This is a genomic window from Pseudomonas sp. SO81, assembly GCF_030374125.1.
In the GTDB taxonomy this organism is placed as follows: Bacteria; Pseudomonadota; Gammaproteobacteria; order Pseudomonadales; family Pseudomonadaceae; genus Aquipseudomonas.
The window spans coordinates 1078074-1099438 of the sequence record NZ_CP126126.1 but is presented as its reverse complement, the minus strand read 5'-3'; the positions used below and the strand labels follow the sequence as shown (position 1 = coordinate 1099438).

The 21365-nt window shown below is 66.0% G+C and carries 22 protein-coding genes; 11 read left to right on the top strand and 11 right to left on the bottom strand.

What is annotated here, in order from left to right:
• Nucleotides 1–6: 6 nt before the first annotated feature.
• A complete protein-coding gene (locus tag OH686_RS05280; RefSeq protein WP_289536633.1) occupies nucleotides 7–2208 on the bottom strand; it encodes an LTA synthase family protein in 2202 nt (733 codons plus the stop codon).
• A 441-nt stretch (nucleotides 2209–2649) separates the two neighbouring features.
• Between OH686_RS05280 and OH686_RS05275 the strand changes: the two genes are divergently transcribed.
• Nucleotides 2650–3483, top strand: coding sequence for a CvfB family protein (locus OH686_RS05275; RefSeq protein ID WP_289536631.1), 834 nt, complete (start codon nucleotides 2650–2652; stop codon nucleotides 3481–3483).
• A gap of 127 nt (nucleotides 3484–3610) precedes the next feature.
• Entirely contained in the window at nucleotides 3611–4048 is a 438-nt protein-coding gene (locus OH686_RS05270; RefSeq protein WP_289536630.1) for a PaaI family thioesterase, read from the top strand.
• A gap of 10 nt (nucleotides 4049–4058) precedes the next feature.
• On the opposite strand, the gene cmoB is transcribed toward OH686_RS05270, so the two are convergent.
• The 3 genes from cmoB to OH686_RS05255 all read right to left on the bottom strand — a co-directional run bounded on the left by cmoB (nucleotide 4059) and on the right by OH686_RS05255 (nucleotide 6405).
• Nucleotides 4059–5030 (bottom strand): tRNA 5-methoxyuridine(34)/uridine 5-oxyacetic acid(34) synthase CmoB, encoded by a 972-nt coding sequence (cmoB, locus tag OH686_RS05265; RefSeq protein WP_289536628.1) that lies wholly within the window; start codon nucleotides 5028–5030, stop codon nucleotides 4059–4061.
• Nucleotides 5027–5770, bottom strand: coding sequence for a carboxy-S-adenosyl-L-methionine synthase CmoA (gene cmoA / locus OH686_RS05260; RefSeq protein ID WP_289536626.1), 744 nt, complete (start codon nucleotides 5768–5770; stop codon nucleotides 5027–5029). The genes cmoB and cmoA overlap by 4 nt, the downstream gene beginning before the upstream one ends.
• Nucleotides 5771–5835: 65 nt before the next feature.
• Complete coding sequence (locus OH686_RS05255; RefSeq protein WP_289536624.1) at nucleotides 5836–6405, bottom strand: hypothetical protein; 570 nt, start codon at nucleotides 6403–6405, stop codon at nucleotides 5836–5838.
• 165 nt (nucleotides 6406–6570) lie between these two features.
• Here OH686_RS05255 and OH686_RS05250 point away from each other — a divergent pair, with 165 nt between their 5' ends.
• The gene (locus OH686_RS05250) at nucleotides 6571–8271 is read left to right on the top strand and encodes a diguanylate cyclase (RefSeq protein ID WP_289536623.1); all 1701 of its coding nucleotides are present in this window, start codon (nucleotides 6571–6573) and stop codon (nucleotides 8269–8271) included.
• On the opposite strand, the gene OH686_RS05245 is transcribed toward OH686_RS05250, so the two are convergent.
• The 4 genes from OH686_RS05245 to lon all read right to left on the bottom strand — a co-directional run bounded on the left by OH686_RS05245 (nucleotide 8226) and on the right by lon (nucleotide 12146).
• Nucleotides 8226–8912 (bottom strand): lysoplasmalogenase, encoded by a 687-nt coding sequence (locus OH686_RS05245; protein WP_289536622.1) that lies wholly within the window; start codon nucleotides 8910–8912, stop codon nucleotides 8226–8228. The genes OH686_RS05250 and OH686_RS05245 overlap by 46 nt on opposite strands.
• A gap of 95 nt (nucleotides 8913–9007) precedes the next feature.
• Nucleotides 9008–9199 (bottom strand): hypothetical protein, encoded by a 192-nt coding sequence (locus OH686_RS05240; RefSeq protein ID WP_289536621.1) that lies wholly within the window; start codon nucleotides 9197–9199, stop codon nucleotides 9008–9010.
• 11 nt (nucleotides 9200–9210) lie between these two features.
• On the bottom strand, nucleotides 9211–9612 hold the full coding sequence (locus OH686_RS05235) for a protease inhibitor I42 family protein (RefSeq protein WP_289536619.1): 402 nt from the start codon (nucleotides 9610–9612) through the stop codon (nucleotides 9211–9213).
• A gap of 122 nt (nucleotides 9613–9734) precedes the next feature.
• Nucleotides 9735–12146 (bottom strand): endopeptidase La, encoded by a 2412-nt coding sequence (lon, locus tag OH686_RS05230; protein WP_289536617.1) that lies wholly within the window; start codon nucleotides 12144–12146, stop codon nucleotides 9735–9737.
• A gap of 182 nt (nucleotides 12147–12328) precedes the next feature.
• On the opposite strand from lon, the gene OH686_RS05225 reads away from it, so the two are divergent.
• The gene (locus tag OH686_RS05225; RefSeq protein ID WP_289536615.1) at nucleotides 12329–13081 is read left to right on the top strand and encodes a helix-turn-helix transcriptional regulator; all 753 of its coding nucleotides are present in this window, start codon (nucleotides 12329–12331) and stop codon (nucleotides 13079–13081) included.
• Between the two features lie 4 nt (nucleotides 13082–13085).
• On the opposite strand, the gene OH686_RS05220 is transcribed toward OH686_RS05225, so the two are convergent.
• Complete coding sequence (locus tag OH686_RS05220; protein WP_289536614.1) at nucleotides 13086–13940, bottom strand: sulfurtransferase; 855 nt, start codon at nucleotides 13938–13940, stop codon at nucleotides 13086–13088.
• A 118-nt stretch (nucleotides 13941–14058) separates the two neighbouring features.
• On the opposite strand from OH686_RS05220, the gene OH686_RS05215 reads away from it, so the two are divergent.
• On the top strand, nucleotides 14059–14850 hold the full coding sequence (locus tag OH686_RS05215) for a lysophospholipid acyltransferase family protein (protein WP_289536613.1): 792 nt from the start codon (nucleotides 14059–14061) through the stop codon (nucleotides 14848–14850).
• Nucleotides 14851–14987: 137 nt separating this feature from the next.
• Here the strand turns inward: OH686_RS05215 and OH686_RS05210 are convergent, their stop codons facing one another.
• The gene (locus tag OH686_RS05210; RefSeq protein WP_289536612.1) at nucleotides 14988–16049 is read right to left on the bottom strand and encodes an SMP-30/gluconolactonase/LRE family protein; all 1062 of its coding nucleotides are present in this window, start codon (nucleotides 16047–16049) and stop codon (nucleotides 14988–14990) included.
• Between the two features lie 135 nt (nucleotides 16050–16184).
• Between OH686_RS05210 and rnd the strand changes: the two genes are divergently transcribed.
• The 6 genes from rnd (at nucleotide 16185) to OH686_RS05180 (ending at nucleotide 20957) form a co-directional block, all read left to right on the top strand.
• Nucleotides 16185–17300, top strand: a complete 1116-nt coding sequence (rnd, locus tag OH686_RS05205) for a ribonuclease D (RefSeq protein ID WP_289536611.1) — start codon at nucleotides 16185–16187, stop codon at nucleotides 17298–17300.
• Complete coding sequence (locus tag OH686_RS05200) at nucleotides 17297–17590, top strand: YcgL domain-containing protein (RefSeq protein ID WP_137972332.1); 294 nt, start codon at nucleotides 17297–17299, stop codon at nucleotides 17588–17590. The genes rnd and OH686_RS05200 overlap by 4 nt, the downstream gene beginning before the upstream one ends.
• Entirely contained in the window at nucleotides 17590–18516 is a 927-nt protein-coding gene (locus OH686_RS05195) for a D-2-hydroxyacid dehydrogenase (protein ID WP_289536608.1), read from the top strand. The genes OH686_RS05200 and OH686_RS05195 overlap by 1 nt, the downstream gene beginning before the upstream one ends.
• Nucleotides 18517–18584: 68 nt before the next feature.
• Entirely contained in the window at nucleotides 18585–19034 is a 450-nt protein-coding gene (locus tag OH686_RS05190; protein ID WP_137972334.1) for a YcgN family cysteine cluster protein, read from the top strand.
• A gap of 56 nt (nucleotides 19035–19090) precedes the next feature.
• A complete protein-coding gene (locus OH686_RS05185) occupies nucleotides 19091–20311 on the top strand; it encodes a hypothetical protein (RefSeq protein WP_289536606.1) in 1221 nt (406 codons plus the stop codon).
• Nucleotides 20312–20417: 106 nt separating this feature from the next.
• The gene (locus OH686_RS05180; RefSeq protein WP_289536604.1) at nucleotides 20418–20957 is read left to right on the top strand and encodes a hypothetical protein; all 540 of its coding nucleotides are present in this window, start codon (nucleotides 20418–20420) and stop codon (nucleotides 20955–20957) included.
• Between the two features lie 53 nt (nucleotides 20958–21010).
• Here OH686_RS05180 and OH686_RS05175 read toward each other — a convergent pair whose 3' ends face one another.
• Nucleotides 21011–21364 (bottom strand): YajD family HNH nuclease, encoded by a 354-nt coding sequence (locus tag OH686_RS05175; RefSeq protein WP_289536602.1) that lies wholly within the window; start codon nucleotides 21362–21364, stop codon nucleotides 21011–21013.
• Nucleotide 21365: the final 1 nt, after the last annotated feature.

Here is a 21365-nt window from a genome sequence, read left to right as displayed (position 1 = left end):
CGGCCCTCAGTGGGCCGCCGCCTCCATCGCCGAGTCGACTTCCTGGTTGGCCACCAGCTCCGGCGGCAGCGGCTCGGTGACTACGCTGAAGTCGCTGATGCGGATGGCGCCACGGCCTTCGCCGAGCAGATGGAAGGAGAAGGCCTTGCGGGTTTCCGGGTTGTCGAAGTCGAAGCTCAGCTCGACGCTCTCGCCGCGCTTGAGCGCCGGCAGCGGCGGAATGACCAGGCTGTTGTTGCGATCGAACTCCTTGGTGATCAGGCGTAGCGCGGCGCCGCTGCGATCCAGACGCACGGCGTCGATCTTCAGGGTCACGCGGGTGCGGGTCCCCTTGGGCATCTCCAGGTATTGGGCGCCGATCAGGTTGTCCGCCCAGTCGTCACGCGACTCGAGCTTGAGGTCGATGCGCTCGCGGTTGGCAAACTGATAGCGCTGGCCGATCTGCCCACCGGTAATCGACTGGTCGAGCAGGGCGGCGCGCTGGCTGACCAGGCGTGCCTGGCGGCCGCTGACACGGCCCAGGTACTTGGGATGGTCGGCGATGAAGCTCGTGCTCTCGTAGCGTCGGCAGACCTGCTGGAAGTTGCACTCGGTGAACACCTTGCCATCGTGCTGGCGCAGCAGACCGTTGGTGTAGGACATGATCTCGCGGGGCGTGGCGTAGTCGCGGAACAGCGAGCGGCCGGCGATGTTGTCCGGCACCGGCAGGTCGAAGTAGTCCAGCACCGAGGCGGTCAGGTCGACATGACCGTACACGCCGGGTTTGACCTTGGGCAGCTTGTCGCCGTCCGGCGCGAGAACCAGGTTGAAGCCCCAGGCCGAGGCCAGGCGCACGTTCTCCAGACCGTGGGACTCGTCCGAAGTGACTATCACCAGGGTGTCTTTGAGCACGCCCTGTTTCTCCAGGCCGGCGAGGAAGTCCGCAACCGCATCGTCCAGGTAGCCGATGGCGGCCTGCTTGGCGGTGGGGTAGCGATCCAGGTATTCCTTGGGCGCGGAATAGGGCTGATGGGTGCCGACGGTGAGCAGGGTGAGCATCCACGGCTGCTGGTTGCCGCGCAGCTGCTTGACGTACTTCAGCGCGCCCTCGAAGTAGGCCTTGTCGTCCATGCCCCAGGGGAATTCCAGGTACGGCTTGTTCTTGAACCAGCCGCGGCCATGGGTCTGCTGGAAGCCCATGTGCGGCATGATCTGGTCCTTGGCCATGAAACGCAGCCCGGCGCCCTGCAGGAAGTGGGTGCGGAAGCCCATGGTGCGCAGCTGGTGCGGCAGGCACTGCAGGTTGCGGGTCTGGCTGTTGAGCAGCTCCACGCCCTTGGGCGTGCCGGAATCCAGCTTGCTGTAGTCGCCGCAGAGCATGGCGTACAGGCCGCGGATGGTCTGGTGGCTGTGTAGCACGTAGTCGGGCGTGGTCATGCTGCGCTCGGCCCATTCGCTCAGGCGCGGCATCAGGTCTTCCTGGTAGCTGCTGCCGATCAGCTGGCGGTTCTTGGCGATGTAGGCGCCAGGAATGCCTTCCAGGGTCACGATCAGCACGTTGCGCGCCTTGCCGCCGCCCGGCAGCAGCGGCGTGCCGGATAGGTCCAGCTTGCTCAGGCCGTCGATATCCGGCGGCAGGCCGGAATCCTCGCCGGCGTACCAGTCCTCCACCGCCACCCGGGCGCGGCTGGTGCCTTCGGCCAGCACCTTGTGCGGCAGGTTGAACAGGCGCCACTGGTCGTCTTCGCTGGGCTCGATGTACTGGTCGATGGCGTGGCTGAACAGCAGGGCGACCGGCAACACGAAGGCGTAGCGGGAAATCTTCGGTCCGGCCTTGCGTCCGAGCAGCAGGCAGGCCAGCACGCTGACCACCAGGGCGCCGGCCAGCAGCGGGTAGCGCAGGCCGCTACCCTGAGTGGACTGGCTGACGAACTGCGGATCGCTCAGGTACTTGATGTCGCTGGGCTCGGGCATGCGGCCCACGGCGTTGACCAGCTCGGCATTGCTCAGCAGCAACAGGGCCCAGGCGGCGCTCAGTGGCGCCGCGAGCAGCGGGCGGCGATAGCACAGCAGCAGGAGCAGCCCGCCGATGCCCAGATCGGAGACATAGCCCGGCCAGCTCGACCAGCCTAGCCAGTAGCGAGCGGCGATTGGCAGCACAACGAACAGCAGGCCGAGGGCGAAAAGCGACGCGGCAGGGTACGGCAGCCAGCGACTGGAAAGGCGCACAGGAGCTCCTGAGATAGGGCAGCGAGAATCCGTGTAATTCAGACAGATGGAGCGGGTCGAAGTTGCGGGATGCCATGATTCTGAAACATGCCCGTGCTAGACGCCAGTGGCGCATGTTACCGGCTGTCTCCCACATAGGGCCTGTTGACGTTTTGTCGCGATCCGCGTTGCTGCGCCAAATCGCGCCAGGCTAGGCGCGGGACGCAGGGAATGGTGATCCCTTGCCAAGTCGCGCAACGACGCATGGCGCGATTTGGCGCGCAACCCGTAGGGGCGGGCCGGCTTTTGCGCGGAACGTCGTTACTCGACGTCTCATTTGGGCGACCAAACTTCGCGTCTCGCGCCTAGCCCCGCGCAAAAGCCGGCACCGTCGCGGCCGTGACAAAACGTCAACAGGCCCTAGGGTGTAGAATGCCCGCCTCTTCGAATTGGGTGGTGAACATGGCTCTGATCGGGCGCTACAACTCTCTGCAGGTGGCCAAGCTGGCCGACTTCGGCCTCTATCTAGACGGCGATGCCGACGGCGAGATCCTCCTGCCCAAGCGCTACATCCCCAAGGGCGAGCCGTGCGAGGTCGGCGACTGGCTCAACGTGTTCGTCTATCTGGACAGCGAGGACCGCCTGATCGCCACCACCGAGAAGCCCAAGGTGCAGGTCGGCGGTTTCGCCAGCCTCAAGGTGGTGGATATCAACCGCATCGGACTGTTCTTCGACTGGGGCCTGTCCAAGGACCTGCTGATGCCGCATTCCGAGGAGAAGCGCCCGCTGCAGGTCGGTGACTACTGCGTGGTGCACGTCTACCTCGACCGCAGCCGGCGCATCACCGCCACCGCGCGTCTGGATCGCTACCTGGACAAGACCCCGGCGAACTATCAGGTCGGCCAGGAAGTGGACCTGCTGGTGGTGGAGCAGACCGATCTGGGCTTCAAGGCCATCATCAATGGCCAGCACTGGGGCCTGATCCACAAGAACGAAGTGTTCAAGTTCATTCGTGGTGGCTCCCAGGAAAAGGGCTTCATCAAGGAGCTGCGCGCCGACGGCAAGATCAGCCTGAGCCTGCAGCAGGTCGGCCAGCAGGCCCGTGACGAGCTGTCCGAACAGATCCTGGCGCGCCTGCGCGAAGCCGGCGGCAGCCTGGCGCTGTCCGACAAGAGTTCGCCCGAGGCTATCAGCAAAATCTTCAGCGTCAGCAAAGGCAACTTCAAGAAGGCCATCGGCGGGCTGTTCAAGCAGGGCCTGATCCGCATTCACGACGACCGCATCGAGCTGGTCTGAGACGATCCGCGAGGCGGAGGGCCGTCTAGCGGCCGATTCCGCCATGCTCGCGGGCTGTCCGGCCGTGCTGAGTTCGCCGTCTGCAGAGCGCGATAGAGTGGGGCGAACCCAGAATAACGGAGTCGCCATGAGCCCCGAGGAACACTATCAGCGTCTGCAAAGCATGTATGCCGCCGCCCCGGTCAACGCCTTCTACCAGCCGGTCATGCGCGTCAGTGATGGCGCGGCGGAGATCGAGATCCAGGTGGAGGAGAAGTTCTTCCATGCCGCCGGCGCGGTGCACGGCTCGGTCTACTTCAAGCTGCTCGACGATGCCGCCTTCTTCGCCGCCAATTCCCTGGAGCCCGAGGTGTTCGTGCTGACCACGGCCTTCACCACTTACCTGCCCCGCCCGGTGTCCGCCGGCCGGCTCAAGGCGGTGGGCAAGGTGGTCAACCGCAACCGGTCACAGTTCATCGCCGAGGCCGTGCTCTACGGCGAGGACGGCAAGGAAGTGGGGCGTGGCAACGGCGTGTTCGTGCGCAGCAAGATCAACCTGGCGGACGCCCTGGGCTACGCCGACTGAGTTGCCGCCCTCAGGGCTTGCGCGCCAGCAGTACCGCCCGGGTCGGTGCCGGCAGGCCTTCGAGGGTGCGGCTGTGGTCGGCCGGGTCGAGGAACTCCGGCAGCGACTGGTAGCGCATCCAGTCGGTACTGCGTTGTTCCTCGACGCTGGTGGTGGAGACATCCACGCAGCGCACATCGACGAAGCCGGCGCGGCGCAGCCACAGTTCCAGTGCCGGCACCGAGGGCAGGAACCAGACGTTGCGCATCATCGCGTAGCGGTCCTCGGGCACCAGCACCTGCTGGGCGTCGCCTTCCACCACCAGGGTCTCCAGCACCAGTTCGCCGCCCTTGAGCAGGCAGTCCTTGAGCTCCAGCAGATGGTCGATGGGCGAACGGCGGTGATACAGCACGCCCATGGAGAACACGGTGTCGAAGCCTTCCAGCTTCGCCGGCAACTCCTCCAGGGCCAGCGGCAGGTGCCAGGCCGGCGCATCGGGCAGGTAGTTCTTCACCGCGAGGAACTGGTTGAGGAACAGCCAGTTGGGATCGACGCCGATCACCGCATCGGCACCGGCGCCGAGCATGCGCCACATGTAATAGCCGTTGCCGCAGCCGACATCGAGGATGCGCTTGCCGGCGAGATCCAGGTGCGGCGCGACCCGCTGCCATTTCCAGTCCGAGCGCCATTCGGTGTCGATATGCACGCCGAACAGTTCGAACGGCCCCTTGCGCCAGGGAATCAGTCCCTGCAGCGCGGTTTTCAGCGCGGTGCGGGTAGTCTCGTCGCAGGCGCCGTCCAGACGCAGCGCATTGCGTAGCTCGGCTGTTCCCACAGTCAGCGCCGGCAGCGACTCAACGGCGGCGAACCAGCGCGCCAGGTCGCCATGGCCCACGGCGAGCTTGGCGTCGAGCTGGGCGGGCAGGTCGGCGGCCCACTCCTGCAGCGGACTGCCGGCCAGTTGCTGTTGCAGGGCGTCGAGGTCGAGGCGGGAGAAGATCATGGCAGGGCGATCAGCGAGGCGAAGTTGAGGCACTGGAACCAGGGCACGACCCTGGAGAAGCCGGCGGCCAGCAGGCGTTCGCGATGCTGTTCCAGGCTGTCGGGTTTCATCACGTTTTCGATGGCGCTGCGCTTCTGGGCGATCTCCAGTTCGCTGTAGCCATTGGCGCGCTTGAAGGCCAGGTGCAACTCGCCGAGCAGGGCCTGCTCTGCGGCATCTTCGAAGCGCAGCTTCTCCGAGAGGATCAGCGCGCCGCCTGGCAGCAGGGCCTGGCGGATGCGGCTGAGCAACTCCAGGCGCTGTTCCGGGGCGACGAACTGCAGGGTGAAGTTGAGCGCCACCAGCGAGGCGGGCTGGAAGTCCAGGGTGAGGATGTCCGCCTCGATCACCTCGACCGGCAGCAGCTCCTGGAACATGGCGTCCTGGGCATGCAGGTATTCCGAGCAGCGCTCCACCATGGCATGGGAGTTGTCCACCGCGATCACCCGGCAGTCGTCGGTGCGCACGTGGCGGCGCAGCGCCTGGGTCACGGCTCCGAGGGAACAGCCGAGGTCGTACAGGGCACTGTGCGGCTGGGCGAACTGGGCGGCCAGCACGCCGAGGTTCTCGACGATGGTCGGGTAGCCCGGCACCGAGCGCTTGATCATGTCCGGGAAGACCTTGGCCACGTCCTCGTTGAAGACGAAGTCGGGTACCTGGTCCAGGGGCTGGGCGAAGAGGCGGTCGGGTTGCTGTTTCACGGTGATCGGTCGGCTGCGACAAAGGCCGGCATTCTAGCCAAGAGCGGTGCGTGGCCCAACAGCCTTCATTTCAACTGGTCGGAAAAGAACTCGCCGGCGCCTTGGAGCGGGCCGAGCGGATTGCGCTTGACCTCGTAGCGACGGATGTTCGGCTCGCCGTTGCTGACCTTGTGTACCAGGGTGTCGTCGACCAGCACGAATACGGCGCGGAAGGCCCAGCCTTGCAGCTCGCGTTTCTTGCGGAAGTTGAATACGTCGGCCCAGAAGTTGCCGACGCGCTGGGTATCGGTCTTGTTGAAGTCGAAGGCATAGCCGATGCAGCGGTCTTTAGCCTCCAGGCACATCAGCAGGCCGTCGGGCAGGTACTCGATGGGCACATTGGGCTGGACGAACATCAGGCGCAGGTCGATGAACGAGAGCATCTTGCCGTTGCCCTGGGCCAGCGGGTCGAAGCCCAGAGAGAACAGCTCGGAGCGGGTGGTCTTACCCGGCTGCGCCTGGGAGTAGCGAATCTCGGCGTCCAGATAGTCGTTGAAGGGGGAGAGCACCTCGGCCTGCTCGCTGGGCAGGAGGCTGCCACAACCAGGCAGCAGAAACACGGAAAGCATCAACAGCGTCCACGAGTCGCCGCGCATGGCAGCCTCCTTGAAAGGTCCCGACTCTTTTCTATAGACGATTTGGCGAAGCGCTGCCGTTTCAGCCGCGAGACAGTCGGCTTATCCACGGCGATGGCCGGGAGCGGGTGGGCTATCCACGCTGCAGGGGTTACTCTTGTGCTATCTGCCCGATAAGGAATGGAAATGCGGACAGCAACCCGACTCCAGGCCGGTTTCATACTTGCCATCCTGATGCTCTGCCTGAACCTGCTGGTGCCGCTCTTCGGTGAGCGCTGGGTCAACGCCACCCAGGTTCGCTATGAGCAGGAGGAGAAACTGTTGGCGAACAGCCAGCTACTGCTGGCGGCCCTGACCGACGGGGAGACCGGGCAGCGTGGCTTCGTCATCACCGGCCGTGACGATTTCCTCTCGCCGCTCTACCTGGGTTTTTCCGAAGTGGACCGTCTGCTGCTGGTGCTTGAGCAGAGCGCGGTCGAGGATGCGCAGCTCAAGCACCACCTGGACAGATTGAAGCCGGTGATTGCCGAGCAGCGCAGCTACCTGCAGGGCATAGTCGATGTGCGCCGCCAGGCGGGGATGGATGCCGCCGTGGCACGTATCTCCACTGGCAAGGGCAAGCAGCTGATGGACGCACTGCGCATTTTCAGTAGCGAGATGCAGGCCGACTTGAATGTGCGTCTGCAGATACTCGAACAACGCCGCGAGTGGCAGCAACGTGCGCTGGTGGGTGGGCTGGTCGTAATCGGCCTGCTCGACCTGCTGCTGATCGCCCTGCTGTTCCATTTCACCTTCCGCACGCTCAAGGAAGGCCGCGCCGCCCGCAACAGTCTGCGCAACCTGAGTGAGCAGCTGTCCAGTGGCATGCAGCGCCTGGAACTGCGCAATCGCCAGATATCGCTGCTCAGCCGCATGGCCGGTGCGTTGCATTCGATCAACAGTTTCGACGAGTGCTACGGCATCATCGGTCGCTTCGCCGCTCAGCTGTTCCCGCGCAATGCCGGCAGCCTGACGCTCTACCATCCTTCGCGCGACGTGCTGGAAAGCGTGGCTCATTGGGGCGACTGGCCGCAGGACATGGATCTGTTCGAGCCGCATTCGTGCTGGGCCATCCGTCGCGGCCAGACTCATCAGGTGGCGGACCCCGGCAAGGACCTGCTGTGCCCGCATCTGCTGGGCACGCCCCTGGTCGAGCATGGCTATATCTGCGTGCCGCTGATGGCCCAGGGCGAGCCGCTGGGCGTGCTGACCCTGAGCGGCGAGCAAGCCGCCGACCTGGAGCTGGCCGAGGCCTTCGCCGAGCAGGTGTCGCTGGGTGTATCCAATCTGTCGCTGCGCGAGAGCCTGCGCCAGCAGTCGCTGGTGGACGCACTGACCGGCCTGCACAACCGCCGCTTCCTCGACGAGACCCTGCGCCGCGAACTGCTGCGGGCCTCGCGCAAGCAATCGCCGGTGGCCGTGGTGCTGCTCGATGTGGACCACTTCAAGCGCTTCAACGACACCTTTGGCCACGAGGCCGGCGACCTGGTGCTGCGCCATCTGGCCATGGAGATGAAGCGCAGCGTGCGTACCAGCGACCTGGCCTGCCGCTATGGCGGCGAAGAGTTCTGCCTGGTGATGCCGGAGATCAGCCGCGAGGATGCCATTGAGCGCTGCGAGTCTCTGCGGCTGGCGGTCAGTCGCCTGCAGGTGCGCTACGGCGGCCAGCCCCTGGGACCGATCAATATTTCCCTCGGCCTGGCCTGGTTCCCGCTGGACGGCGAGCAGATGGACGCCCTGCTGCACGCCGCCGACCTGGCCCTGTATCAGGCCAAGCGCGGCGGGCGTAACCGCCTGTGCGTCTATCGTCGGGAAATGGATGGCGCCGAGGAGACACCTTCCAGCTGAGCCGGTCGGGCGAGCAGGGCCACCGCCGAGGCGGTGATGCCGAGCTGCCCCAGCCAGTAGCTGAGGATGATGGCGTAACTGGCGCCCTCGAACGGTGCGACGAAGCGATTGATGCCGATCAGGCTGTCCGACAGCACGAACAGCGCCGCACCGCCTGCCGCCAGCCAAGCCGAGGTGCTACCCACCACGCCGATCCGCGCCAGCGCCCGCCACAGCATCGCGCCGATGGCCAGGCTGTACAGCGCCACCGGCAACAGCAGTGGCCCGAGGCCGGCGCCGGCCAGCACTAAGAACGTGCCGCCGGCCGCCAGGACTGCTAGCAGCAGGTCCATCGGCGCCAGGCGGCGTGTGTCGCTCAGGTAAGCCACCAGATAGGCCAGGTGGGCGAGCAGGAAGGCGCCCAGACCGAACACGAACAGGTCGGCCGGCCACTGCAGCAGCATGTCACCCAGCAACGACAGTCCCAGACCAATGGCGATCCAGCGCCGGTAGGCGCCGGCGGGCGCCTGGCGCAGCCAGATCAGCAGACAGAGCATCGGCAGTGGCTTGCTCAGCAGCATCAGCCACTTGAGTTCGAGGTGCAGGCCGAGCAGGAACAGGGCGACGCCGGCGAGGGCGGCGATCAGCAATAGTGGGCGCATGGCGGGGCTCTCTTGTTGTTTGCGCCATTATTGCCATCGCGTGGGTCGAGGCCAGTGCATCAAGTGCCAGGCGAGGTGCTTTATCGCGTCAATTGCTAAAGCCAGATTTCTTCTTGCTTGTCGCTTTCCTTGATTCTCTGCAGAACTTGCTCGGCCTCTTCGAGATTGCGGCAGGCGACCAGAAAACGATTCTTTCCGGACTTGCGATTCCAGATGGCAGGGCTGCCAGCTTTGGTGGTGATGATTTCGCAATCACCAAGGTTCTTGGGCAGACGTACCCTGGCCATGGTTATGCCGCTCAGCGCACTTCGATCTTGCAGTCGATGATCTTGGCCGGCTTCACTTCCGCTTCCCAGGGACGCCGATACTGCATCAGCAGGCGGCCCGTGCCGGGCTGATAGGCCTGGTAGCGCCAGGTGGACTGGCCGCCGGCGCCCACCAGCCCAGCGTCCTCCGGCGTCACGTAAACCTCCTTGCCCAGGCTGCGCAGAACGCCGGGTGCGGCATCGGCCACTACCCAGCGAAAACCGGTGGTGGGATTGCTCGGCAGGGTGATGTTCAGGGTCTGGCCACTGTGCAGCTCCATCGGGCATTTGCCGAGCTGCTTCTCTTCCACGCTCACGCTGGGTTTCGGCTGCGGGGTGCAGGCGGCGAGCAGGGCGAGGCTGCAAGGCAGCAGCAGGCGGTGGGCACGGTTCATGGCGGACTCCTGTCGATCGAAAACTCGCACAGCATAGCCGCTGGCTCCGCGTGCGGGCGAGAGGGCGCGGCTAGGGTGGGTTAAGCCCATACGCGGCTGTAAGGACTTCACCGACCTGAGAATCAGCCGAACAGCACCTTGGCCACCTCCGAGTAGCGCCTGGCGAAGTGCACGGTCAGCCCTTCCTTGAGGTAGTCCGGCAGCTCGGCGAAGTCGCCGCGATTGGCCTCGGGCAGGATCAGCTCGAAGATCTTCTGCCGCCTTGCGGCGATCACCTTCTCGCGCACCCCGCCGATGGCCAGCACCTGGCCGGTGAGGGTCAGCTCGCCGGTCATGGCTACGCCCTTCTTCGGCGCCTGGTTGCGGGCCAGGGAGAGCAGGGCGCTGGCCATGCTGATACCGGCGCTGGGGCCGTCCTTGGGCGTGGCGCCTTCCGGTACGTGCAGATGGACGAAGGCCTTGTCGAAGAAGGTCGCATCGCCGCCGAACTTCTTCAGGTGGGCGCCGATGTAGCTGTAGGCGATCTCCGCCGACTCCTTCATCACGTCGCCGAGCTGGCCGGTGAGCTTGAAGCCGCGGTTCAGGGTATGGATGCGCGTGGCCTCGATCGGCAAGGTGGCGCCGCCCATGCTGGTCCAGGCCAGGCCGGTAATCACGCCGGTGCCGTTGAGTACCTGCTCGCCGCGAAACACCGGCATGCCCAGGTAGGCCTCCAGGTCGCGTGGGGCAATCTTCACCTGACTGCCAGGGTTATCCAGCAGCTTGACCACCGCCTTGCGCACCAGTTTGCCCAGCTGCTTCTCCAGCTGGCGCACCCCGGCCTCGCGGGCGTAGCCCTCGATCACGCCTTTCAGCGCCGCATCGCTGATACTCAGCTGGCTCTTGCTCACCCCGGCCTTTTGCAGCTGGCGCGGCCACAGGTGACGCTTGGCGATGGCCAGTTTTTCCTCGGCAATGTAGCCGGACAGGCGGATCACCTCCATGCGGTCGAGCAGCGGCCCGGGGATGGAGTCGAGAGTGTTGGCGGTGCACACGAACAGCACCTTGGACAGGTCCAGGCGCAGGTCCAGGTAGTGGTCGAGGAATTCGACGTTCTGCTCCGGGTCGAGGGTCTCCAGCAGCGCCGAGGCCGGGTCGCCCTGGTAGCTGGCGCCCATCTTGTCGATCTCGTCGAGCATGATCACCGGGTTCATCACCTCGGCTTCCTTCAGCGCCTGCACCAGCTTGCCGGGCATGGCGCCGATGTAGGTGCGGCGGTGGCCCTTGATCTCCGCCTCGTCGCGCATACCGCCCACACTGAACCTGTAGAACGGCCGGCCGAGGGATTCGGCGATGGACTTGCCGATGCTGGTCTTGCCCACGCCGGGCGGGCCGACCAGCAGCACGATGCTGCCGGAGATCTCGCCCTTGAAGGCGCCGACGGCGAGGAACTCGGTGATGCGCGCCTTGATGTCGTCCATGCCGGCGTGATGCTTGTCCAGCACCTTGCGCGCGTGCCCCAGGTCGAGCTTGTCCTGGCCGAACACGCCCCAGGGCAGGGCGGTGGCCCAGTCCAGGTAGTTGCGGGTCACGGCGTATTCGGGCGAGCCGGTTTCCAGGATCGCCAGTTTATGCAACTCCTCGTCGATGCGCTTCTTCGCCTGCTCGGGCAGGGTCTTGCCGGCCAGACGTGCGCGGAACTCGTCGGCATCGGCGCTACGGTCATCCTTGGTGATGCCCAGCTCCTGCTGGATCACCTTGAGCTGTTCCTTGAGGAAGAATTCGCGCTGGTGCTGGCCGATCTTGCGGTCCACCTCGGCGGACAGCTCGTTCTGCAAGCGCGCGACTTCCACTTCCTTGCGCAGCAGCGGCAGCACCTTCTCCATGCGCTTGAGGACCGGCACGGTATCCAGCACTTCCTGCAGTACACCTGCTGGTGCGGTGGTCAGGGCGGCGGCGAAGTCGGTCAGCGGCGACGGGTCGTTGGGGCTGAAGCGGTTGAGGTAGTTCTTCAGCTCTTCGCTGTACAGCGGGTTGAGCGGCAGCAGTTCCTTGATCGCGTTGATCAGCGCCATGCCGTAGGCCTTGACCTCGTCGCGCTGGTCGTTGGCGCTCGATGGATACTCGACTTCGGCCAGGTAGGGCGGGCGATGGCGCTTGAGCCAGCCGCGGACCTTGACCCGGCTCAGGCCCTGGGCGACGAACTGCAGCTTGCCGTCCACCCGGCTGGCCTGGTGGATCTTCACCAGCGTGCCGTGTTCGGGCAGGGAGGCGGTATCGAAATGGCGCGGGTCGGTCACCGGCTGGTCGACGTAGAACAGCGCCAGGCACTTGTGCTCGGTATTGGCCACCAGCTCCAGGGTCTCGGTCCAGTGTTCCTCGCTGACGATCACCGGCAGCACCTGGGCCGGGAAGAACGGCCGGTTGTGGATGGGCAGCACGTAGAGCTTGTCCGGCAGCGTCTGGCCGGGCAGGGCGAGGTGGGTGGCCTGGCGGTGCGCCTCGGCCTCGATGTACTCGGAACTGTAGTCGGAGCTGTTGTCCTGATCGCTCATGGCGGCCCTGTTCAGTCGATCGATGATGCGGTTTAGATGGGGCGAGGGCGCCGGTATTTCAATCCTGTTGTTTGGTTGCGCCTTTTCTTGTGAAGGTGCAACCGATGCCATTTGTCGGTGCTACTGCCTCTTTGCGGCTTAACTGGTTAAAGTGCAACCCTCGCTTCGCTTGGTGCATCGCCATGCTCAATGCCCGCCTCGCATGCCTGGATAGCCAGGCCCACGAACACGCCCATGACTATCACCAACTGGTGATGTCGCTGTCCGGGCGCGCGGAATTCGAGGTCAGTGGCCGTGGTGGCGAAGTCAGCCGCATGCGCGCCTGCCTGGTGCCGGGCGATGCCGATCACCAGTTCGCCGGCATGGGCGACAACCGCATGCTGATTCTCGATCTGGACGAACGCGATACCTCGCCGGAAGACCTCAGCCTGCTCGCCGAGCTGTTCGAGAGCCCGCGCTATCCGACCCTGGATGCCGATTTCCAGAACCTGCTGAGCTACGCCGGCGCGGAGCTGGCTCGCTATGGCAGCGACCCGCACCTGGCCCGCGCCCTCGGCGGTGTACTGCTGCGCGCGCTGCACCTGCGCCTGTTCGGTGAGAGTGGACGCGGCGCCATCGCCAATCTGGATCTGGGGCGGCTGGATGCCTACATCGCCGAGCACCTGGCACGGCGGATCACGGTGATCGAACTGGCCCAGGTGGCCTGCCTCAGCCCGAGCCATTTCCACGCCCAGTTCAAGGACAGCGTCGGCCTGACGCCGCACCAGTACCTGCTCAAGGCCCGCCTCGACCACGCCGCGCGCCTGCTGCGCGAGAGCCCGCTGGCGCTGGTGCGGATCGCCGAGGAATGCGGGTTCTCCAGCCAAAGTGCGCTGACCACGGCCATGCGCCGCTACATGGGGCTGACGCCCAAGCGGCTGCGCGGTCTGCAGTAGCTCCTCAGTCGCCGGTCGCCACCGGCCGCGTCGGATCGGTGATCCATTCGCTCCACGAGCCGGCGTATAGCGGCGCCAGCGGGTAGCCGGCCAGGCTCATGGCGAACAGGTTGTGGCAGGCGGTGACGCCAGAGCCGCAATAGGCCACCAGCGATTCCACCGGGCGTGATCCGCGGAGGCCGTCGAAGCGCGCGCGCAGCTGCTCGGCCGGCAGGAAGCGGCCGTCGCCACCCAGATTGTCGGTGAACACCGCACACTGGGCGCCGGGAATATGGCCGGCCACCGGGTCCAGCGGCTCTGTCTCGCCGCGGAAACGGGGCAGGGCGCGGGCGTCGAGCAGGGTCAGCTCGGGGTTGCCCAGGCGCTGCTGCAGTTGCCCGGCGTCCAGCAACAGGGCGCCGTCCGCCTGGCCGCGGAAATTCCCCGGGGCAACCATCGGCAGCTCGGTGCTCAGCGGCAGGCCGGCTTCCTTCCAGGCCTTGAGGCCGCCATCCAGCAGGTACACGCCATCTCGCTTGCCCAGCCAGGCCAGCAGCCACCAGGCGCGGGCGGCGAAGGCACCGGGGCCGTCGTCGTACAGGGCGATCTGCGAGTCGTTGTCGATGCCCCAGGCGCGCAGCCGGTCGATCAGCGCGGCAGGTTCGGGCAACGGATGGCGGCCGGTGACGCCCTTGATCTTGGCCGAGGAGAGGTCGTGCTCCAGGTCGGCGAAGCGGGCGCCGGGAATATGCCCCTCGCCGTAGCTGCGGGCGCCATGGGTCGGGTCGTCGAGGGCGAAGCGGCAGTCGAGAATGACCAGCCCCGGCTCCTGCAGGCGGGCGTGCAGATGGTCGGCGGTGATCAGCTGGGCGAGTGGCATGGGACCTCCTGTGTCGTATTCATGGCCAGACGCATCATAAGGACAGCCACGAATAACCAGAAGCGAACCCGGGAGCCTTTTGGCACTCTCACTGCGGTTCGCCACACGAGGTAACCCCATGCTCAGCCTGCATCCTGCCATCGAAAGCGCCAACCTGGCCCGCCGCGTCGGCGTGGTCCTGGGGTCGCTGCTGGTGACCTTCTACTACTGCAGCAAGGTGTTGCTGCGCGCCGTCAGCGGGCGCCTGCGGCGTGCCGACGTGGATCGCTACACCCGCCGCTGGTCGGGCCTGCTGCTGCGCCTGGTGCGCATGAACCTCAGCGTGCACGGCGCGATGCCCGACTTCAACGACGGCCGCCGCTACATCCTGCTCAGCAGTCACGCCAGCCATTACGACATCCCCGCCAGCTTCGTCGCCCTGCCGGGGTCGATCCGCATGCTGGCGAAGAAGGAGCTGTTCGGCATCCCGGTGTTCGGTGCGGCGATTCGCGCCGCCGAGTTCCCCTCGGTGGACCGGCACAATCGCCAGCAGGCGGTGAAGGACCTGGAAAACGCCAAGCGCATGATGGAGAGCGGCATCGTGCTGTGGGCCGCGCCCGAGGGCACCCGCTCTCGCGACGGCCAGCTGCTGCCGTTCAAGAAGGGCTGCTTCCACCTGGCCCTGGATACCAATGCGGTGATAGTGCCGATCGTCTTCCGCGGCATCTCCGAGGTGCTGCCGGCGCGCACCTGGCGCTTCAATCTCGGCCTGCCGGTGCAGCTGCACATCGGCGCGCCGATCGACGCCAGCCGCTACGACGTCGAGCGGTTGCCCGAGCTGATGGCCCAGGTGCGCCTGAGCATGCAGGACCTGCTGGGTGAACCGGTGCCCAGCGTGCTGCCGGCCAGGCTGACCGAACAGCCGGTGTGAACGAAAAAAGCCCGCCAGATGGCGGGCTTTTTTTCTCCCTCTCCCTTTGGGAGAGGGCTGGGGTGAGGGGGTTACAAGATTGTTGCTAGCAAACCCCTCACCCCCGGCCCCTCTCCCAGGGGGAGAGGGGAGAATCATCAGCGGATCTTCAGCTTACCGATCCGATCATTGTCCAGGCTGCCCAGGTACAGGTAATCGCCCACCGGCTTCACCGAGGTGACCATGCGCAGGTGGGTGCCGCTGGTGTCGTGCAGGCTCTGCACGATCTCGCCTTTCTCGTTGAGGGCGATGGCCAGGCCGTAGGAGGCCGGCTTCGGCCACAGCGAGCGCGGCAGCTTGGCCAGCTGGGCCTTGATCCAGGGCTGGGCCTGGAGGAAATCGGCGTCGCTCTTGCGCGGGGTCGGCAGGGCCACCCAGAAGGTGCCGGCACGGTCGCCCTGCAGGTTGTCCGGCATGCCCGGCAGGTTGTCGGCGAACAGGTCGTGGGTGCCGGCCTTGTCGCCCTTCAGCCAGTAGCGCTGGATGCGGTAGCGGTAGGTCTCGTTGACCAGCACGAAGTCTTCGTTCTGCGACAGGGCCACGCCGTTGGCGAAGTACAGGTCCTTGAGCAGCACCTGGGTCTTGCCGTTGGCCGGGTCGAACACCATCAGGCGGCCATAGGGGCGGCCTTCGAGCAGGTCGAGCAGGTAGTCCGGCTGCTGGAACTTGCTGGACGCGTCGGTGAAGTAGATGCGCCCGTCGCTGGCGATATCCAGGTCATCGGTGAAGACGAACGGGCCGCCCTCGGCCTCGGTGGCCAGCACCGTGATGCGCCCCTGCGGGTCGATGCGCAGCAGGCCCTTGTAGGCGTCGGCGACGATCAGGTTGCCCTGGGCATCGAAGTCCATGCCCAGCGGGCGGCCGCCGGTGGCGGCGAAGGTTTCCGCCTTGCCGTCCGCGCCGATGCGCACGATGCGCCCGTCATGCAGGCCGCCGTAGACCTGGCCCTGGGCATCCACGGCCGTATCTTCCGGGCCATGGATCTGCCCCTGGGCCAGCAGCTCGGCCTTCATCAGGGTGTCGTTGGGCTCCAGCACGCCGGTCATCAGCGGCGCGGTCTGAGGTTTCCAGGCCAGCGGGGCGATGGGGCTGGGAGTGATGTAGAGGAAGGCGCCGATGGCCAGGCCGACCAGCACGAGGAGGCCGAGGAGCTTTTTCATTGTGTTTCTTCCCTGGTTTGCGAATGCGCGGCAGTTTACACGCTGGCGGGCCGGGAGTTGCCAGTGCGAGGGGCGTGAATGCCCGGTATCAGCCACAGGCATATATACTGCGCGGCATCAATCAAGGAGTGCCGCGTGGCCATCGATATTCAATGGATCCTCGACGACGCCAGCCTGGCGCGTCATTGCGCCGAGTGGCGGCAGTTGCCCTTCGTCGCCCTCGATACCGAATTCATGCGGGTCGACACCTTCTATCCCATCGCCGGCCTGCTGCAGGTCGGTGACGGCCAGCGCGCCTACCTGGTCGACCCGCTCAAAGTGAAGGACTGGACGCCCTTCGCCGAGCTGCTGGAAGACCGCAGCGTGACCAAGGTGCTGCACTCCTGCAGCGAGGACCTGGAAGTCTTCCTGCGCCTGACCGGCGCGCTGCCGCAGCCGCTGTTCGATACCCAGCTGGCCGCCGGCTTCCTCAATATCGGCTTCTCCATGGGCTACTCGCGCCTGGTGCAGGAGGTGCTGAACATCGAGCTGCCCAAGGGCGAGACCCGTTCCGACTGGCTGCAGCGCCCGCTCTCGGAGACGCAGGTCAGCTACGCCGCCGAGGATGCCGTGCACCTGGCCGAGCTGTACCAGGCGCTGCTGCCCAGGCTGTCAGCGGACAAGCTGGCCTGGATTCTCGAAGACGGCGCCGAGCTGGTCAGCAACCTGCGTCGCGAGATCGACCCGGACCAGGCCTACCTGGAATCCAAGCTGGCCTGGAAGCTGTCGTCCCAGCAGCTGGCCGTGCTGCGCGTCTTGTGCGCCTGGCGCGAACGCCAGGCGCGGGCGCGCAACCAGCCGCGCAACCGCATTTTGCGCGAGCATTCGCTGTGGCCGCTGGCGCGCTTCCAGCCGGACAACACCGTGGCCCTGGCGCGTATCGAAGACATGCACCCGCGCACCGTACGCCAGGATGGCGAGACCATCCTGCGCATGATCCGCGAGGCCGCCGCGCTGCCGCCGGAACAGTGGCCGGCAACCCTGCCTGCGCCGCTGCCGATCGAGGCCGGCGCATTGCTGAAGAAGCTGCGCGCGGTGGGCCAGGCCGAGGCCGAGCGCCTGCAGATCGCCCCCGAGCTGATGCTGCGCAAGAGATCCCTCGAAGCCCTGCTCAAGAGTGGCTATCCCGACGGCCCATGGACGCTGCCGGACAACCTGCGCGGATGGCGCCGTGAACTGATGGGCCAAGCCCTGCTGGACGTACTGCAATGAAGAAAATCTGTTCCATCTACAAGAGCCCGCGCAAGAACGAGATGTACCTCTACGTGCTCAAGGCGGATGCCCTCAAGCGCGTGCCCGAGGGCCTGCTGGCCGCGTTCGGCGCGCCGCAGCTGTGCTTCGAGATGATCCTCACCCCGGAGAAGAAACTGGCCCGCGAGGACATCGCCCAGGTGCTGGAGAACCTCGACAAGCAGGGCTATCACCTGCAGATGCCGCCGCCGGAGGATGAATACATCGAGCACCTGCCGGACGAACTGCTGCGCCGTAACGACCCGGTCTGATGCGGGTCCTCCTGCTGGAGCGTGACCACGCCCGCTACGCCGAGCTGCTGAGCGCCGCCGCGCCCGATCTGCAGCTGCTGACCGGTGAGCAGGCTGCTGCTGGCGAGGCGCAGGCCTGCCCGGTCTGGCTCGGTCAGCCGGACCTGCTGCTGCCGCTGTTGCGCCAGGGCCTGCGCCCGGACTGGCTGCAATCCACCTGGGCGGGCATCACGCCGCTGCTGGGCATCGGCCTGCCGCGCGACTATCGCCTGACCCGCGCGGTGGGCATCTTCGGCCAGCCGATGGCCGAGTATGTGCTGACCTACCTGCTGGCCCATCGTCGTCGCGTGTTGCCGCGCCTGGCCAGCCAGGTCGAGCAGCGCTGGGACAACCAGGCACCGCCGAGCCTGCGCGGCTGCAAGGTGCTGGTGGTCGGGGCCGGCGATATCGGTAGCGACATCGCCCGCTTCCTGGCGCCGTTCGGCGTCGAGCTGCGCGGCATCGCCCGCCAGCCGCGGGCCATCGCGCCCTTCGCCGAAGTGCATGGCCTGGACGCCCTGGCCGAGCAGGCGGCCTGGGCCGATTGCCTGGTCAACGTGCTGCCGGATACCCCGGCCACCCGTGATCTCTACGACGCCGCGCTGTTCGCCGGGATGCGCACCGAGGCGCTGTTCATCAATGCCGGTCGCGGTGTGGCGGTGGTCGATGCCGACCTGGTAGCGGCCCTGCGCACTGGGCGGCTGGCGGGGGCGGTGATCGACGTCTGTCGCGAGGAGCCGTTGCCTGCCGGTCATCCGTTCTGGGATGCGCCGCGTCTGCTACTCACCGGCCACAGCTCGGCGCCCACCGAGCCGGCGGCCATGGCTGCGCTGTTTCTCGACAACCTGCAGCGTTACCGCGATGGCCAGCAGTTGCGCGGCGAGGTCGACTTCGCCCGCGGCTACTGACGGGCTGCGCTTGGCCGCGGATTCGTCTGCGGCTAGACTGCCGCGCCTTTACCCGCTGTACTCTCGCCATGGCCGCCATCGTTCAACCCTTCTGGAAACGCAAGACTCTCGCCCAGCTCGATCAGGACGAGTGGGAGTCGCTGTGCGACGGCTGCGGCCTGTGCTGCCTGCAGAAGTTGGAAGACGAGGACGACGGCAGCGTCTACTACACGCGCATCGCCTGCAAACTGCTGGACCTGAAGACCTGCCGCTGCAGCGATTACGCCAATCGCCGCGCCCAGGTGCCGGACTGCGTGCAGCTCACTCCGGCCCAGGCCGACGAGTTCAAGTGGCTGCCGCCGACCTGTGCATACCGCCTGGTCAGCGAGGGCAAGGACCTGCCGCTCTGGCATCATCTGGTCTGCGGCGATCCCGACGCCGTGCACCACGAACGCATTTCCCAGTCCGGGCGCATGCTTGCCGAGGGCAGCGTGGCCGAGGAAGACTGGGAGGATCATCTGATCTTCCGCGCCGGTTGAGCCTTTCCCTCCGGCGCGGGTCCAAGGTTGCTACCCCCATCGCATGGAGCCTTTCGATGCCCGCCCGCAAGTTGCTGACCGCCACCCTATTGCTCGGCCTGAGTGCGCCCCTGTGGGCGGCCAAGCGCGTTGATCTGGATTACCAGGTGCGCTTCGTGCCGGACAGCGGCCTGGCCGAAGTCAGCCTGACCCTGGAGCAGGGCGACCTGATCCGCAGCCTGACCTTCGACCTGGGCGACAAGGGCTACTACAGCGACTTCAGCGCCGAAGGCACCTGGACCCAGGACAGCCCCGAGCGCGGTACCTGGCAGCCGGGCAAGGGCAAGAGCAGCCTGAGCTACAAGGTGCGCATCGACCACCCGCGCAGCAACGACAAGTTCGACGCGCGCATGACCGCAGACTGGGCCCTGGTGCGCGGCGATGACCTGGTGCCCAGCGCGCACCTGGTCAAGGACGACAAGGTCGAGCTGGTCTCGCGCCTGCAGTTCGAGCTGCCCAAGGGCTGGAACGGCGTGGAGACCGGCTGGCCCAAGGTCGGCGAGAACAAGTTCCGCATCGACAACCCGGCGCGCAAGTTCGACCGTCCCACCGGCTGGATCCTGGCCGGCAAGATCGGCAGCCGCCGCGCCCAGCTCGGCGACACCGACGTGACCGTGGCCGCGCCGGTGGGCGAGGGCATGCGCCGCATGGATGTGCTCACCCTGCTGACCTTCATCTGGCCCGAGGCCCAGTCGGTGTTCCCGCGCGACCCGGGCAAGCTGCTCATCGTCGGCGCTGGCGACCCCATGTGGCGCGGCGGCCTGTCGGCACCCAACTCGATCTTCTTCCACGCCGAACGTCCGCTGGTCAGCGAGAACGGCACCAGTTCGCTGGTGCACGAGCTGGTCCACGTGTTCAGCCGCATCCGCGACACCGACAACAGCGACTGGATCAGCGAGGGCCTGGCCGAGTACTACGCCATCGAGCTGGTACGCCGCGCCGGCGGCATGAGCGAGGACCGCTACCAGGCCATCCGCAAGAAGCTGCTGAACTGGAGCAAGAAGGTCGAGAGCCTGCGCACCGAGGCTTCCACCGGTCCGGTCACCGCTCGCGCCGTGCTGCTGATGCAGGAGCTGGATCGCGAGATCCGCAAGAACACCGACAACCAGCGCTCGCTGGACGACGTCACCCGCGGCCTGATGCGCCTGGACAAGGCCAGCACCAAGGACTTCATCGAGATCAGCGAGAACGTCATGGGCCGCGGCTCGGAAGTGCTGGAAAGCAAACTCCTGCGCTGATCGCCGCGCCGGGCCCGTCGTCACGCAACTGACACGGGCCCTTCATCCGCCCGTCATGCAATTGCGGCAACTTGCTCGGCCATTACAACAGCCATCAGGAGTTGCCATGTCCATCCTCAAACCGTTGTCCATCGCCATGCTGGCCGCGACCCTCGCCGCCTGCGCCGCGCCCATGCAGGCGTCCAAGCCGGAGCCGTTGAACAACGAGGACTGGTATCAGGTGCGTAGCGAAACTCAGGTATTCGTCTTCGACGATTACCAGGTGTTCAAGGACTTCCTCGTGACCGGTCAGGCCCCGGTCCTGCGTCCGCTGGAAGAGAAGGATCCGGCAGGGCAGGAAGTCATCCTGGCCCTGCGTGCCGAGGATCAGGGCAAGGCCCTGGACAAGATCGCCGCCTACCGCTTCTTCAAGGTCGCCCAGGTACCGGCTGACCCGTTCTACGGTGAAGTGCGCCAGGACGGCAGCATCTACGTGTTCAAGCGCTATGGCGACATGCAGGACATGATCAAGCTGGGCGAGCCGATCTTCCGCTACACCGACATCGGCGGCGGCCCCGAAGGCAAGACAGTGACCTACGGCCTGCAGAAGGAAGAGGGGCGTCCGGAGGCGACCATTCAGCAGTTCAAGAAGAACCACATGCTCTGATCGGATCGATCAGATCGGAACAGGCGCCCGCTCTTGCAGCGGGCGTTTTCGTTTCAGGCCTCGGGCTTGTTCTTCAGCAATGCCTCCAGGCCGGCCAGGGCCTTGTGGGTGACCTTGCTGGCGGAGCCGACCACGGCCGCTTCTTCCTTCTGGTAATGCAGATCGACCTGGCGCTGGTGCTCGTTGTCGTGGCAGTACAGGCACAGCAGCTCCCAGTTGGAGCCGTCTTCCGGGTTGTTGTCGTGGTTGTGATCGCGGTGATGCACGGTGAGCTCGCTCAGGCGCTTGCCGCTGAATTCGCGGCCGCAGCGCCCGCAGATGTGCGGGTACATCCTCAGTGCCTTCTCGCGATAACTGGTTTCGCGCCGGTGCTGGGCCTCGGCGAGTATCTGGTCGAGCTTGTTCATG

What these genes read in the sequence shown, in the direction of transcription:
- OH686_RS05275 (WP_289536631.1), top strand. Translation starts at nt 2,650, where the DNA reads ATGGCTCTGATCGGGCGCTACAACTCTCTGCAGGTGGCCAAGCTGGCC.
- OH686_RS05270 (WP_289536630.1), top strand. Translation starts at nt 3,611, where the DNA reads ATGAGCCCCGAGGAACACTATCAGCGTCTGCAAAGCATGTATGCCGCC.
- cmoB (WP_289536628.1), bottom strand. Translation starts at nt 5,030, where the DNA reads ATGATCTTCTCCCGCCTCGACCTCGACGCCCTGCAACAGCAACTGGCC.
- OH686_RS05255 (WP_289536624.1), bottom strand. Translation starts at nt 6,405, where the DNA reads ATGCGCGGCGACTCGTGGACGCTGTTGATGCTTTCCGTGTTTCTGCTG.
- OH686_RS05250 (WP_289536623.1), top strand. Translation starts at nt 6,571, where the DNA reads ATGCGGACAGCAACCCGACTCCAGGCCGGTTTCATACTTGCCATCCTG.
- OH686_RS05245 (WP_289536622.1), bottom strand. Translation starts at nt 8,912, where the DNA reads ATGCGCCCACTATTGCTGATCGCCGCCCTCGCCGGCGTCGCCCTGTTC.
- OH686_RS05240 (WP_289536621.1), bottom strand. Translation starts at nt 9,199, where the DNA reads ATGGCCAGGGTACGTCTGCCCAAGAACCTTGGTGATTGCGAAATCATC.
- OH686_RS05235 (WP_289536619.1), bottom strand. Translation starts at nt 9,612, where the DNA reads ATGAACCGTGCCCACCGCCTGCTGCTGCCTTGCAGCCTCGCCCTGCTC.
- lon (WP_289536617.1), bottom strand. Translation starts at nt 12,146, where the DNA reads ATGAGCGATCAGGACAACAGCTCCGACTACAGTTCCGAGTACATCGAG.
- OH686_RS05225 (WP_289536615.1), top strand. Translation starts at nt 12,329, where the DNA reads ATGCTCAATGCCCGCCTCGCATGCCTGGATAGCCAGGCCCACGAACAC.
- OH686_RS05220 (WP_289536614.1), bottom strand. Translation starts at nt 13,940, where the DNA reads ATGCCACTCGCCCAGCTGATCACCGCCGACCATCTGCACGCCCGCCTG.
- OH686_RS05215 (WP_289536613.1), top strand. Translation starts at nt 14,059, where the DNA reads ATGCTCAGCCTGCATCCTGCCATCGAAAGCGCCAACCTGGCCCGCCGC.
- OH686_RS05210 (WP_289536612.1), bottom strand. Translation starts at nt 16,049, where the DNA reads ATGAAAAAGCTCCTCGGCCTCCTCGTGCTGGTCGGCCTGGCCATCGGC.
- OH686_RS05200 (WP_137972332.1), top strand. Translation starts at nt 17,297, where the DNA reads ATGAAGAAAATCTGTTCCATCTACAAGAGCCCGCGCAAGAACGAGATG.
- OH686_RS05195 (WP_289536608.1), top strand. Translation starts at nt 17,590, where the DNA reads ATGCGGGTCCTCCTGCTGGAGCGTGACCACGCCCGCTACGCCGAGCTG.
- OH686_RS05190 (WP_137972334.1), top strand. Translation starts at nt 18,585, where the DNA reads ATGGCCGCCATCGTTCAACCCTTCTGGAAACGCAAGACTCTCGCCCAG.
- OH686_RS05185 (WP_289536606.1), top strand. Translation starts at nt 19,091, where the DNA reads ATGCCCGCCCGCAAGTTGCTGACCGCCACCCTATTGCTCGGCCTGAGT.
- OH686_RS05180 (WP_289536604.1), top strand. Translation starts at nt 20,418, where the DNA reads ATGTCCATCCTCAAACCGTTGTCCATCGCCATGCTGGCCGCGACCCTC.
- OH686_RS05175 (WP_289536602.1), bottom strand. Translation starts at nt 21,364, where the DNA reads ATGAACAAGCTCGACCAGATACTCGCCGAGGCCCAGCACCGGCGCGAA.